The 12,866-nt window shown below is 61.5% G+C and carries 16 protein-coding genes and 1 pseudogene; 9 read left to right on the top strand and 8 right to left on the bottom strand.

What is annotated here, in order from left to right; genetic code table 11:
- Positions 1–7 precede the first annotated feature (7 nt).
- From Tal182_RS16605 to lgt, 4 genes are all read right to left on the bottom strand, one after another.
- Positions 8–1,159, bottom strand: coding sequence for a Xaa-Pro peptidase family protein (locus Tal182_RS16605; RefSeq protein ID WP_085860132.1), 1,152 nt, complete (start codon positions 1,157–1,159; stop codon positions 8–10).
- Between the two features lie 5 nt (positions 1,160–1,164).
- Complete coding sequence (gene pgeF, locus Tal182_RS16600; protein ID WP_085860131.1) at positions 1,165–1,959, bottom strand: peptidoglycan editing factor PgeF; 795 nt, start codon at positions 1,957–1,959, stop codon at positions 1,165–1,167.
- Positions 1,960–2,068: 109 nt separating this feature from the next.
- The gene (locus Tal182_RS16595) at positions 2,069–3,169 is read right to left on the bottom strand and encodes a class I SAM-dependent methyltransferase (RefSeq protein WP_085860130.1); all 1,101 of its coding nucleotides are present in this window, start codon (positions 3,167–3,169) and stop codon (positions 2,069–2,071) included.
- Positions 3,170–3,187: 18 nt separating this feature from the next.
- The gene (gene lgt / locus Tal182_RS16590; protein WP_064804055.1) at positions 3,188–4,036 is read right to left on the bottom strand and encodes a prolipoprotein diacylglyceryl transferase; all 849 of its coding nucleotides are present in this window, start codon (positions 4,034–4,036) and stop codon (positions 3,188–3,190) included.
- A 204-nt stretch (positions 4,037–4,240) separates the two neighbouring features.
- Between lgt and Tal182_RS16585 the strand changes: the two genes are divergently transcribed.
- The 4 genes from Tal182_RS16585 (at position 4,241) to Tal182_RS16570 (ending at position 6,572) form a co-directional block, all read left to right on the top strand.
- Positions 4,241–4,501 (top strand): accessory factor UbiK family protein, encoded by a 261-nt coding sequence (locus Tal182_RS16585; protein WP_064810952.1) that lies wholly within the window; start codon positions 4,241–4,243, stop codon positions 4,499–4,501.
- Between the two features lie 388 nt (positions 4,502–4,889).
- Positions 4,890–5,390: a YbjN domain-containing protein gene (locus tag Tal182_RS16580; protein ID WP_004680153.1), complete on the top strand. Its 501-nt coding sequence runs from the start codon at positions 4,890–4,892 to the stop codon at positions 5,388–5,390.
- A gap of 1 nt (position 5,391) precedes the next feature.
- The gene (gene proC, locus Tal182_RS16575; protein WP_085860129.1) at positions 5,392–6,219 is read left to right on the top strand and encodes a pyrroline-5-carboxylate reductase; all 828 of its coding nucleotides are present in this window, start codon (positions 5,392–5,394) and stop codon (positions 6,217–6,219) included.
- Between the two features lie 11 nt (positions 6,220–6,230).
- Positions 6,231–6,572: a tRNA-binding protein gene (locus tag Tal182_RS16570; protein ID WP_085860128.1), complete on the top strand. Its 342-nt coding sequence runs from the start codon at positions 6,231–6,233 to the stop codon at positions 6,570–6,572.
- 51 nt (positions 6,573–6,623) lie between these two features.
- Here Tal182_RS16570 and Tal182_RS16565 read toward each other — a convergent pair whose 3' ends face one another.
- Positions 6,624–7,277, bottom strand: a complete 654-nt coding sequence (locus tag Tal182_RS16565) for an MBL fold metallo-hydrolase (RefSeq protein WP_085860127.1) — start codon at positions 7,275–7,277, stop codon at positions 6,624–6,626.
- A gap of 288 nt (positions 7,278–7,565) precedes the next feature.
- Here Tal182_RS16565 and Tal182_RS16560 point away from each other — a divergent pair, with 288 nt between their 5' ends.
- Both Tal182_RS16560 and Tal182_RS16555 read left to right on the top strand, forming a co-directional pair.
- Complete coding sequence (locus Tal182_RS16560; RefSeq protein ID WP_064810945.1) at positions 7,566–8,183, top strand: DUF1236 domain-containing protein; 618 nt, start codon at positions 7,566–7,568, stop codon at positions 8,181–8,183.
- Between the two features lie 185 nt (positions 8,184–8,368).
- Positions 8,369–8,638 (top strand): hypothetical protein, encoded by a 270-nt coding sequence (locus Tal182_RS16555; protein WP_064804042.1) that lies wholly within the window; start codon positions 8,369–8,371, stop codon positions 8,636–8,638.
- Positions 8,639–8,682: 44 nt separating this feature from the next.
- Here the strand turns inward: Tal182_RS16555 and Tal182_RS16550 are convergent.
- Positions 8,683–8,880: pseudogene (locus tag Tal182_RS16550) on the bottom strand (branched-chain amino acid aminotransferase); the annotation flags it as partial.
- Between the two features lie 261 nt (positions 8,881–9,141).
- Here Tal182_RS16550 and Tal182_RS16545 point away from each other — a divergent pair.
- From Tal182_RS16545 to Tal182_RS16535, 3 genes are all read left to right on the top strand, one after another.
- Positions 9,142–9,633, top strand: a complete 492-nt coding sequence (locus Tal182_RS16545) for a MarR family transcriptional regulator (protein ID WP_064804038.1) — start codon at positions 9,142–9,144, stop codon at positions 9,631–9,633.
- Entirely contained in the window at positions 9,634–10,335 is a 702-nt protein-coding gene (locus tag Tal182_RS16540) for a response regulator transcription factor (RefSeq protein WP_064804036.1), read from the top strand. It abuts the gene before it with no gap.
- A gap of 74 nt (positions 10,336–10,409) precedes the next feature.
- On the top strand, positions 10,410–11,786 hold the full coding sequence (locus Tal182_RS16535; RefSeq protein ID WP_085860126.1) for an ATP-binding protein: 1,377 nt from the start codon (positions 10,410–10,412) through the stop codon (positions 11,784–11,786).
- 57 nt (positions 11,787–11,843) lie between these two features.
- On the opposite strand, the gene Tal182_RS16530 is transcribed toward Tal182_RS16535, so the two are convergent.
- Both Tal182_RS16530 and Tal182_RS16525 read right to left on the bottom strand, forming a co-directional pair.
- Positions 11,844–12,296: a BA14K family protein gene (locus Tal182_RS16530; protein ID WP_011426247.1), complete on the bottom strand. Its 453-nt coding sequence runs from the start codon at positions 12,294–12,296 to the stop codon at positions 11,844–11,846.
- 148 nt (positions 12,297–12,444) lie between these two features.
- Positions 12,445–12,660 carry a cold-shock protein gene (locus Tal182_RS16525; protein WP_003561293.1) on the bottom strand — a complete coding sequence of 72 codons (216 nt, stop codon included), beginning with the start codon at positions 12,658–12,660 and terminating at the stop codon, positions 12,445–12,447.
- Between the last annotated feature and the right edge of the window lie 206 nt (positions 12,661–12,866).

The following is a 12,866-nucleotide window of genomic DNA, read 5'->3' as shown; positions in this document are numbered from 1 at the left end:
CCGGTGTTCAAAGGCCGATGAAATCGAGCGAATGACGGGAAAGTGTGTGCGGCGCATCCGCCGTCGTCAGATAGGTCTGGCCGAGCGTCATTGCCGTGCCCGTATCGGAATCGGCAATGATCATATGCACGAAGAGCGACATGTTCGGCTCGATCGGCTGCGGATTGCCGGCATGGAACATCTGGTGCTCCATCCAGGAGGGCGAGAAGCGGGCGCCGAGCGAATAGCCGCAGGCATTCAGCCGGTGGCGGGCGAGGCCGCGCTCGTCCATGATCCTGGCATGCATGTCGAAGACGTCGCCGAAGGTGTGGCCGGGCTTCAGCACGGTCTCGATCGCCTCGATGGTTTCGCGGCAGGCATTGTAGAGCTCGCGATGGCGTTGCATCGGCTCGCCGATAACGATCGTGCGCATCATGGCGGCATGATAATGCGCGTAGGCGCCGGCCCATTCGAGCGTCAGCTGGTCGTTGGCGTCGAGCTTGCGGCGGCCGGCCTTGTAGCGGCAGAGCAGGGCGTCGGCAGCGGAGCCGATGATGAACTCGTTGGCGGGATAATCGCCGCCGCCGGAAAAGACCGCACCCTGCATGGCGGCGAGGATATCGGCCTCGTCGGCGCCCGGTTTCGTCAGCCGGATTGCGGCGTCGAGCGCGTCGTCGGCGAGAGCGGCAGCGCGCTCGACATAGGCGACCTCCGTCGGGCTCTTGACGAGACGAAGACGGCTGACGAGATAGGAAGCGTCGACGATCTGGCCGAAAGTGGTCAACTGCGCGTCGAGCAGGCGGGCGACGCGGCCGGTCATGCCGTGCGTATCATATTCGACGCCGATGCGTGCGCCGAGCAGATCCATCTCGACTAGCAGGTTCTTCAGGTCGAGCGTCGGATCGGCATTAACCCTGTCGACCCAGATGTGGACGTCGTCGAGGATCGATGTGTGTTTGGCCTGGCGAAGATCCGCCGAGCGGGTGATCAGCGCCATGGCGCCGTCGCTCTTGACGATCAGCGTCTGGAAAAAGCAGTAGCCGAAGGTGTCATAGCCGGTCAGCCAGTACATGCTTTCCTGGGCGAAGAGCAGCAGGGCGTCGAGCTTTTCTTCCTTCATCTTTTCGGTGAGGCGCGCAAGCCGGCTTGCGTACTCGGCCTTTTCGAAGTGCAGTGCCATTCTGCTCAAGTCTCCCTGATTGATATCGCCGAAATCTGACGGCCGTAGTCCGGCTCGTTGCGATGTGTCGTCCTGCGATAGGAAAAGAAGCGCTCGTTATCCGGATAGGTGCAGAGCCCGAGGCTTTCGGCCTGCACGCCAGCCCTCGTCAGCCTGTCGATGGTCAGTGCCGGCAGGTCGAACATGGCCCGGCCCGGCGTTGCGGACGGCTTGAAAAAGCGTTCGTAGTCAGGATTTTCGGCGACGAAGCGATCGACGAATTCCGGCCCGACCTCGTAACTCGCCTGACTGATCGAGGGGCCGAGGCAGGCCAGTATGCTGGCACGGTCTGCCCCCAGGGCTTCCATGGCCGCAATGGTGTTTTCGAGAACACCGGTCAGCGCGCCCTTCCAGCCGGCATGGGCGGCGCCGATGACGCGATTTTCGGGGTCGGCAAAGAGGACCGGACCGCAATCGGCGGCCAGCACGCCAAGGGCAATGCCGGGAACTGCCGTCACCATTGCGTCCGCGTCGGGGCGGGCGCCGTCGTAATCGGCGCCAATCGTCACGACGTCGGGCGAATGCACCTGATGAACAGTTGCCAGCCGCTCGAGCGGCAGATCGAACCAGGCGGCGACGCGGCGGCGGTTTTCCACGACGTTCCCGCGTTCGTCGTTGGAGCCGAGGCCGACATTGAGACCGCGATAGATCCCTTCGGAGACACCGCCCGCCCGGGTGAAATAACCGTGGCGGATGGCGGCGCCCGTCGCTTCGTTCAGCAGCGCGCTTTGGATCGGTGCGGGAGAGGCCGCGTCCTGCATCTGTAATTCCGGGTTTTTCGAGAGGTTTGTTTTGTCCCGAGCGCAGCGCATCGCGGCGCGCTTCAAGTTCCTGTTTCGCGCGGATGTTTGCTCAGCCGCGTGCGCCCTGTCAATCCACCGGACGAAAGGGCATGAGATCGACGGCAGGATGGGAGACCGCCATGACCTTGAAGAGTTCGCCCATCCGACCCTCACCGGCGCCGGCAAGCCTGTCGACCGCCGACTGGATGACCTGCTGGGTCTGCGGTTCGCGGTCACGCCTGAGGGCGGCGGCGCGTTCGAGAATGCCGAGGCCGGTCAAAAAGTCGCCCTGGTGCAGGGCGCCGTTCAGATGGAGGCCTGATGTCAGTGCCGTCTCGGCGAGCTGCTGGAAATCGACATGGCTCGTCAGGTCGGCTTCGCCGGGATGGGCGAGCGGCGGGTCGAATTCATGCATGCGCAGCGCCTGCAGCGTATCGCCGAAGCCGGTGACGAGATGGCCGTAGTCGATGACCAACGCCGTGCCGCCGAAGGCGCGCAGCCGCTCGCAAATCGCCATCATCACGGCCTGGCGGGCGGGCGAGATCTCGAAGAGCGTGCCGAGCGGCAGGTTCTGCACCGGTTCCGGCAGTAGGGCAGGATCGAGGCCCGCGACACCTGCGGCGAAGGTCAGTTCACCATCGGCGTCAAGCCCGACCATGCGCTCGCGGAAGCCCGTTTGCGTGCGTACGAACTGGCGGATCGGAATCGCGTCAAACAATTCGTTGGCGGCAATCAGCGTGAAGCCGGGCGGGACCTCATCGAAGCCATCGTGCCACGCGATCCTCTCGCCATAAGCTGCGAGTGTCTGGCTCTGGACGTCGCGCAGGCGCTCGCTGGTTTCGACGAGATGCAGGCTCATCGTGTCAAAGAGCGGCGGGGCGATGCGGGCGATGACACGCAGCATATCCGCCATCATCGTGCCGCGGCCGGGGCCGATCTCGACCAGACGCACATCTGCCGGCGTGCCGTGGCGCTGCCAGGCATGGACGACGAAGACGCCGATCATCTCGCCGAAGATCTGGCTGACTTCGGGCGCGGTGACAAAATCACCCGAACGGCCGAACGGTTCGCGGGTGCGGTAATAGCCGTGCTCGGGATCGGCGAGGCAGAGCGAGAAATAGTCGGTGACGCTGATCGGGCCGTTGGCCTGGATAATCGCCTTGATCTTTTCGCCTAGAGCGGTGGTCATGTCGCGCGTCCTGCCGGTTTAGAGCTGCGGCGCAGCCTGGCGGCGGGCCCGCAGGATCGCCCAGAGGCCGAGCAGGATCATCGGAGAGGAGAGGATCATGCCCATGGTCAGCCAATTGGTGCCGAGGAGGTAACCGAGCTGGGCGTCCGGCTCGCGGAAGAACTCGACGAAGATGCGCGACAGTGCATAACCGCAGACGAAGACGCCCGTGATGAATCCAGGGCTTTTCAGCGCACGCATGCCGTAGACGAGGGCGGCAAGCACCAGGAGCAGAACGATGCCCTCGAGGCCGGCCTCGTAGAGCTGGCTCGGATGGCGGGCGAAGGGACCGCCGGTCGGGAAAACCACGGCCCAGGGGACGTCGGTCAGCCGGCCCCAGAGCTCGCCGTTGATGAAATTGGCGATGCGGCCGAAGAACAGACCGAAGGGAACGACGGCGGCGACGATATCGAACAGACTCCAGATCGGAATGGCATTGCGGCGGGCAAAGATGATCATGGCAATCGTCGTGCCGGTCAGGCCGCCGTGGAAGGACATGCCGCCGTTCCAGATTTCGACTGCGCGAATGGGATCGCGCAGGACAGCGGAGAGGTCATAGAAGAAGATATAGCCGAGGCGGCCGCCGAGCACGACCCCGAGGGCGGCCCAGACGATGAAATCGTCGAGCTGCGTCTTCGTCATCGGCGATGTATTGCCCGGCCAGAGACTGTCGTTGGCGGCGAGGCGGCGCGCATAGGCCCAGCCGAGCAGGATGCCGGCGACGTATGCCAGGCCGTACCAGTGAATCGCCAACGGACCGATCGAAAAAGCGATCGGATCGATGTCCGGGAAAGGCATGATGGCAAGGAGATTGGCTGCTGTCGGCAAGGTTTTCCCATCCGTTGAGGTCGGCGGAACATGCCGCCGCGATCCCGGACGGTCAAGTGCATTGTTCGCGATCGCTCCTCTGCTGCCCGCTTCAGGATAAGGCTATCCCGTGCAAAGCGCTTGCATCGCGGGTAGCGAAGCCCTACCTCAATCTTCGAGGCCCTGAAGGGCTGAATTCACCTTATACGAAGGGAGAAAAACGCCATGACGACCGGAACGAACCGCATCATGGACGAGTTCGCCAAGCTGATGACCGACGCGGCAGGTGCCGCCCAGGGTGTCCGCAAGGAGATCGAGACGGCTTTCAACGCCCAGGCCGAGCGTTGGTTAAACAGCATGGACGTCGTCAAGCGCGAGGAATTCGAGGCTGTGCGCGAGATGGCGATCAAGGCGCGTGATGAAAACGAGGCGCTGGCCGCCCGTATCGCGGCGTTGGAGGCCAAGCTCGCCGGCGAGGGCCGCTAAATCCCCATAGGGCGCAGATGCGGCGTTGCCGTCATGCCACACGCCGCATCTGTCACAAAAAATTCCAGGTGAGTTTTCCACCTGTGGACACTGCCAAAAAAGCCAATACGCAGAGTCGTTTAATCTCCCTTCTGAATTGAGTTTCGAAGTGCTTTCCACAGCAGGTCTGCCCTATTTTCCCTTCTGGGGGCTGGCAGGTGGCAAGGGTCATTATACACTGATTTTAAATGATGATTCGAAGCGACTTGGTAAGCTCCGGGCAGGTTATCTGCGTTAAGTCTGGCAGCGGTTCAACGATCATCCGATGGTGGTTTCCGGTTTTGCGTGTGTCTTTCTTGTGTTCGTATCCCAAGCTAAGCCGCATTCGTTCCGGTCAAGAAGGTGCTGCATGAACCTGATGGAATTGGAAGTCGAGCGTCAGTCGAACCCGGTCGATATGATCGAGTACGTGGCCTCCAACAACGATTGGTCGTTCGAGCGATCCGGCGAGGATGAGATCGCAATGACGGTCGAGGGGCGCTGGGCGGACTATCATGTTTCCTTTTCCTGGATGGAGGAATTCGAGGCGCTGCATCTTGGTTGCGCTTTCGATATCAAAGTCCCCGACATCAGGGTCAACGAGGTGGTCAAGCTGCTCTCGGCGATCAACGGGCAGGTGCTGATGGGTCATTTCGACCTCTGGCGTCAGGAAGATGTCGTCATCTTCAGGCAGTCGCTGCTGCTTGCAGGCGGCGCGGAGCCGACCAATCGCCAGGTAGAGGTGCTGCTTTCCAGCGCGCTCGACACATGCGAGGCCTATTTTCAGGCATTCCAGTTCGTTGTCTGGTCCGGCATGGACGCGGCGAAGGCGATGGAAGCCGTGCTGTTCGAAACGGTGGGCGAGGCATAAGATGCCGGCAAAGGCTTTCTCCTCGGCAAATCCCGTCGTGCTGATCGGCGCCGGAAACATGGGCGGAGCCATGCTCTCCGGCTGGCTGAAGAGCGGCGTTCCGGGTTCGGCCGTCATCGTTGTGGATCCCGGTCCCTCATCTGCGATGCTGGCGACGATCAAGGAAGCCGGTGCGACGCATCTGACTGCGGTCCCTGCGGAATTGAAGGCCAGCGTCTTGTTCCTCGCGGTCAAGCCGCAGGTGATGGAGACGGTGTTGCCGGTGGTGAAGAGCGCCGTCGGACCGGCGACGGTCGTCGTCTCGGTCGCAGCCGGCAAGACGCTCGGTTTTCTCGAAAGACATCTCGGCAAAGCCGCCATGGTGCGAGCCATGCCGAACACGCCGGCTATGGTCGGCCGCGGTGTGACCGGGGCCTTTGCCAATTCAGCAGTCAGCGATCCGCAGCGCAAACGCGTCCATGCCCTTCTCAGCGTCTCCGGCCCGGTCGAATGGGTGCCTGCGGAGGCCGATATCGATGCGGTGACGGCGCTTTCCGGTAGTGGCCCGGCTTATGTATTCTATCTCGTCGAATGCATGGCGGAGGCAGGTCGAAAGCTCGGCCTGCAGGCGGACCTCGCCATGCGTCTTGCGCGGGAAACGGTCGCGGGGGCTGGTGAACTCTTGCACCAGTCCCCCGACGATGCTTCGCGGCTGCGGCAGAATGTGACTTCTCCCGGCGGCACGACGGCGGCGGCGCTCGCCGTGCTGATGGCCGAAAACGGCATGCAGCCCCTGTTCGACGCAGCCCTTGCGGCGGCGCGCAAGCGGGCCGAGGAACTGGCCGGCTGAGGAAGAACCACATGGCGGAAGAGATCAGCTACGCCGATTTCGAGCGTGTCGACATCCGTGTCGGTACGATCATCGAAGCGAGCCCTTTTCCGGAGGCGCGCAAGCCGGCTTTTAAGCTGCTCATCGATTTCGGCCCTGAGGTCGGTATCAAGAAATCCTCGGCGCAGATCACCGTGCATTATAGGCCGGAAACCCTGATCGGCCGGCAGGTGCTCGGCGTCGTCAATTTCCCGCCGCGGCAGATCGGTCCGTTGCGTTCGGAAGTGCTGACGCTGGGATTCGAGGACGAGAACGGCGCGATCGTGCTTGCCGCGGTCGAACAGCCGGTGCCGAACGGCAGGAAGATGATGTGAGCCTGAGCTCACATCATCTTGCCGGGTGCCTGAGGTGTCTGCATCGGATGCTCAACGAGGCTTGATTTCCTGCAGAAACGGGTTGCTTCGCCGTTCGTCGCCGATGCGGCTGCCGGGCCCGTGGCCGCAGATGAAGCCGACGTCGTCGCCAAGCGGCAGGACTTTGTCGCGGATCGAATCCAACAACTGCTGATGATTGCCGCCCGGCAGATCGGTGCGGCCGATCGAGCCGTTGAAGAGCACGTCGCCGAGATGGGCGAAATTCTGCGCGCGGTTGAAATAGATCACGTGGCCGGGGGCATGGCCGGGCGTGTGATAGACCTCGAATTCGTGGGCGCCGAAGGAGACCTTGTCGCCGTTCTTCAGCCAGCGGTCCGGCAGAACATTGCGCAATCCTGATATGCTGTATTTCGCCGCCTGGGCTTCGATGCGCTGCAGCAGCGGCAGGTCGTCCTGATGCGGGCCGACTATGTCGACGCCGAGGGCTTCCTTCAACTCCCTCGCGCCGCCGGCATGGTCGAGATGACCGTGCGTCAGCCAGATTTCCTTGATGGTCAGGCCGCTTTTCTCAATCGCCTGAAGGATGAGCGGCACGTCGCCGCCCGGATCGACGACGACGCCTTCCTGGGTATCGGGATCGAAGAAGACCGTGCAGTTCTGCTGAAAGGGTGTCACCGGAATGATGCCGGCCTGGAGCATGCCCATAAGTGCCTCGCTTGGGTGTCTCGGGTGCTGAGGGTATAGTCCGAAACGGCGGCGAGGACAGCCGAAATCTTCTGCTTTTGACGCGTGTTTCACGGCAGCCAGACCGACTGCAACACAAGTTTATAGGTCTCTTCCGCCGTTCGGTGCATCGAGGAAATCCAATTTTATTTGGTTTTTCAATCGCTTGTTGAGGCGTATCTGCAGGGGGCGTTTTGCCGGGGCGGGGCGTGTCGGAACATCGTGGAACGCCGCGCGTTGTCCGGCCATCGAAACCAAGGAGACGCTCACATGACCTTGAAGAGAAACATCCTGTTGGTTGGAGCCGTGCTCCTGGCGAGCGGCGGTCTGGCGCAGGCGGAGATGGTGGCGACCACGGTCAACGATCTCAACGTCCGCGCAGGTCCGGGCCCGCAATATCCGGCAGTCGGGCTTGCCACCCGCGGTTCGACCGCGGTGCTCGACGGCTGCATCGAAGGCAGCCGCTGGTGCCGTGTCGACGTCAACGGCATACGCGGCTGGGTCTATGCGGATTATCTGCAGATGGACTACGGCGGCAACCAGGTTATCGTCGAGCAGCATCGCGCCGAGATCGGCGTTCCCGTCGTGACCTACGAGTCGACCGCCAGCGTTGTCCCGGCCGACCCGCAACCGGCGCCGGGCGATGAATTGATCGGTCCGGTCGGAGCCGTGGAAACGATCACTCCGCCGGAGACGGTGCGGACCTATATCGAGACCAATCCGACCGAGACGGTGCGGCTTGGCGGCGATGTGGTCGTCGGCGCGGAAGTGCCTGCCGACGTGACTTTCCAGACGATTCCGGACTATGAATATCGCTACACAAGGATCAACGACCGACCCGTTCTGGTCGATCCAGGGACGCGCCGGATCGTCTACGTCTATCAGTAAGATCATCGGCAAATACGAAACGAGGCGGTTGGCAGGCCGCCTCGTTCGGGCAATTTCCCCCTTCCGCCTTAATCCCGCATGGGTTGATTTTTCTTAACGCTTTCCTCTCTTTATATGATAAAATACTAATATGCCGAGGGTTCGGCATAGATCGGCGATCGGGGAGATCGCCAGAGGAGAAAATCATGGAAGCGTTACTTCCGCTCGTCATCCAATTAATTGCCGGTGCCATCGGCGGCAACGCCGCGAGTGCCGCTTTGAAGCAGCACGCGATGAACGTCGTTGCTCGCACGATTGCGGGCGCGATCGGCGGTGTGGCCGGCGGCATGCTGCTCGGCATGGTCGGTGGGGAAGCGGCTATGGCCGGCCTGATCGCCGACGGCATCGGTGGCCTGATCGGCGGCGGCATTCTGTCGACGCTCGCCGGACTGGTCATGGCGCGGGCACATAGATAATACCGCGACGCGCCTTCGCGCGCCGGACCAATTGTATGAGAATGCTATCCGGCGGCGACCGCCGCCGGATGGACTTCCTTCATATAGGCGTTCATCAAGGTTTCGAAGATCGTCGCCGGCGTAAATCGATACGGGCCGATTTCAGAGGCCGGCGTTACTTCCGCGGCCGAACCGGTGAGGAAACACTCGCTGAAATCAGGCAGTTGCTCCGGCAGGATCGCGCGCTCGATCACCTCGATGCCAAGCCATCCCAAACCTCCTCCGGCGCTTCACGCTCCATGGCTGTTGATTGTTGTCCCCATTACGTTTTATCCACAGACGCTAGGGGAATTACTTATTGCGTCGGAGGTTCCGGGCGGACCTTGGTTTCCAAAGAAACGCCAGGGAAATTGGAAGCCGGGCGGGCTCTCACGAAAGTTCGGCAAAGCTAACAGCCGTTTTATGTCACCAATACTGATTGCGGAAATTTCCCGCAACAGGCGGGACGAGAAAGGAAATGCCGAGTGTCACGACAGACCGGTCCGAAAGCAGGCAAGCCGGAGCCGTTGGCCACGCCGATGGAAGATACAGGCGGTATCGATTTCGAGATCATCGAACTGTTCTTCTTCGCCTATCGCGACTTTGTTTCCGATCCTGACGCCATCCTCGAAAAGAGCGGCTTCGGCCGGGCGCATCACCGCGTCGTGCATTTCGTCAACCGCAATCCGGGCATGACGGTGGCTGATCTTCTCGACACACTGAAGATCACCAAGCAAAGTCTTGCAAGGGTGCTGAAACAGCTGATTGATTCGGGCTATATTCGCCAGGTGGCCGGTCCCGAGGATCGGCGGCAGCGCAAGCTTTATCCAACGAAGTCGGGGCGCGAGCTGGCGCTTGCCCTTGCAGAGCCGCAATCGCGCCGCATTGAGCGGGCATTCGAAGGAGCCTCTGCGCAGGTGCGGGAGGGCGTGAAGGCCTTCCTCAGAGGCATGCGGGACAGAAAGAAGGCGGATTGAATGGCGGTCAAGACAGGTATTTCCGACGATGCGGCGCATCTGCTGGTGGTCGACGATGACTCCCGCATCCGCGCGCTGCTCAATCGTTATCTCGCGGAGAACGGCTTTCGCGTCACTGTCGCGGCCGACGGCGCCGAGGCGCAGCGCAAACTTGCCGGTCTCGATTTCGATCTCATCATCATGGATGTGATGATGCCGGGCGAATCCGGCATCGACGTCACCCGCGGGCTGCGGGCCATCAAGAGCGTGCCGATCATCATGCTGACGGCGCTGGCGGAATCGGGCAACCGGATCGAAGGCCTCGAGGCCGGAGCCGACGATTATCTCTCCAAACCCTTCGATCCGCGCGAGCTGGTCCTACGCATCAACAATATCCTGCGCCGCAACGCCAACGGTGAGGGGCTGAAGATCGAACAGGTCATGTTTGGGCCCTACACTTTCTCCTTGACCCGCAAGGAGCTTAAGAAAGCCAGCGAGGTGATCCGGCTTACCGATCGCGAGCAGGAAATCATGTTGCTCTTTGCTCGCCGCGCCGGTGACACCATCCCCCGCCACGAGCTGATCGGCAATGACACCGAGGTCGGCGAGCGAACGATCGACGTGCAGATCAACCGGCTCAGGCGCAAGATCGAGGAGGATCCGGCCAACCCCGTCTGGCTGCAGACGGTGCGCGGCATCGGATACAGGCTGAGCATCGACTAGATTTAAGAAGTGGAGCATGATGCCGATGACGTTCATACTTTCCCGCATCGTGCTCTGAACGGCCGGGACCGACGATGGTGACAATGGACAGTTTGCGGCGGGAAGACCGCGCTCCGGCGGCGGGCTGGCGCTGGATCGTCCGCTGGCTGCGGCGCCGATTGCCCACCGGACTCTACGCGCGCTCGCTGCTGATCATCATCATCCCGATGGTGCTGCTGCAATCCGTCGTCGCCGCCGTCTTCATGGAGCGTCACTGGCAAATGGTGACCGAGCGGCTGTCGCTCGCCGTCACCCGCGACATCGCCGCGATCATCGAGATCGTCGAGACCTATCCGCAGAATTCGGACTATAACGAGATCATCCGCATCGCGCGCGATCAGCTCAACCTGCAGATTTCGATCGAGCCGGACGGCGATCTGCCGCCGCCGCGCGTCAAGCCGTTCTTCTCGATCCTTGACGGCATTCTCAGCGATGAGATCACCGATGAGATTCACCGGCCTTTCTGGATCGACACGGTCGGCAACTCGAATCTCGTCGAAATTCGCATCAAGCTCGAGAACAAGATCCTGCGGGTGCTGGCCAAACGCAGTCAGACCTATGCCTCCAACACCCATATCTTCATCGTCTGGATGGTCGGCACGTCGCTGGTGCTGATCGGCATTTCGATCCTCTTCCTGCGCGGGCAGATCCGGCCGATTCTGATGCTGGCGCGGGCTGCCGAAAGCTTCGGCAAAGGGCAGAAGCCCGACAATTTCTATCCGCGCGGCGCCGACGAAGTCAGGCGCGCCGGCCTTGCCTTCATTCTGATGCGTGAACGCATCGAGCGGCAGATCGAGCAGCGCACGGCGATGCTTTCCGGCGTCAGCCACGATCTGCGCACCATTCTCACCCGCTTCAAGCTGCAACTGGCACTCGCCGGCGACAATCCCGACCTGCATGGCCTGAACGACGACGTCAATGATATGCAGACGATGCTGGAGGCCTACATGGCCTTCGCCCGCGGCGAGGTCGAAGAGGATGTCGGCGAGCTGAAGCTCAGCGAGATCTTCGCCAAGCTGGAATCCGATTTCGTCCTGCATCGTAAACAGTTCAGCTATTCGATCGAAGGCGACGACGACATTTCCGTCAGGCCGAATGCGTTCACGCGTCTCGTCACCAACCTTGCCTCGAACGCGCGCCGTTATGCCAACAGGCTGGACATCGATGCTAAGCACAATGCCAAGTGGCTGACTGTTATCTTCGACGATGACGGGCCGGGCATTCCGGAAAAGAATCGCGAGGACGTGTTCAAGCCGTTCTTCCGGCTGGATGCGGCCCGCAACCTGGATGCATCAGGCACCGGCCTCGGTCTGGCGATCGCCCGCGATATTGCCCGCAGCCATGGGGGCAACGTCACGCTCGGCGACAGCCCGCTCGGGGGCTTGAGGGCAACGATCCGCATTCCGGCTTAAACTAAAAACAAAAGCGCCGCTGAGGAGCGGCGCTTCGTATCAGGGATCGTCGAGCGATCAGCCGGCGGTGCAGAAGTGGCTGCGGCCATCATTGCCGATATAGGTGCCGCTGCGCGGATCGAAGGAGCGGTAGCGGTAAGAGCAGTAGCGCTCCCATTGCGGCGACCAGGGCTCCACGGCCGTGCGGACGGGCGCATAATATCGCGGCTGCTCGACATAGCGCGGCTCTTCAACGTAGACGCGGCGCGGGGCGCGGTAGACGGGAGCGGGTTCATAGTAATCCGGCTCGTAGGGCGGGTCGATGTAGCGAGGTTCATCGTAAACAGGGCCGTTATTGGCGTTGGCGATAGCCGAGCCGACGATCAGACCCGTCGCAAGCCCGACGGCGCCACCAACCAGCGCGTCATTGCGGCGCCAATGGCGGTCTCGGGCCGATGCTTCGCCGATGGCGGAGAGGGTGAGTGCGGCAGCCGTTGCCGTCAGCAAAAGAGTTTTGGCGAGCCTGTTCATAAGCGTGATACCCTAATTCCGGGAACCGAATGTCGGTTCCTTTCTCGATGACAACATTCCTACAAATCCGCAGCTGAACGAAGGCTGAACGACAAAACCCGGCATTACTGCCGGGCTTCAACTCGAATTCGACAGCCTTGTTAGGGGCTCAGCCGGCAATCTGCAGATTGACGGCCTTGGGGCCCTTGCCGCGGCGATCCGGCTCCGTGTCGAAGCTTACCTTCTGGTTTTCCGTCAAACCGGCCAGCCCGGAGGCCTGTACGGCAGAAATGTGAACGAAGATATCGGCGCCGCCCCGGTCCGGCTTGATGAAGCCGAAGCCTTTGTCGGTATTGAAGAATTTTACAGTGCCAGTCTCGGCCATGCGTCAGGTCCTTTTCTCTCTGCCCGCCATCCACACGGGCAGCATCATAGCATTGCCTCCTTGCGAGAGGCGTTGGCAGGCAAGTCTTGAAATGTGAGAAAAAGGTCCCCTCTACCTCGGCCTGCTCCAAGCAGAACTTTCGCCTGCCTTATTTGGAACCGGCTGACCGGAATATTAGCGTTCCCGGCGCGCAAATACTTAAGGAC

This window comes from Rhizobium sp. TAL182, assembly GCF_002117725.1.
GTDB classification, from domain to species: Bacteria; Pseudomonadota; Alphaproteobacteria; order Rhizobiales; family Rhizobiaceae; genus Rhizobium; species Rhizobium esperanzae.
Note: the sequence above shows the minus strand (reverse complement) of the source record. Positions and strands in the feature narration are given on the sequence as shown.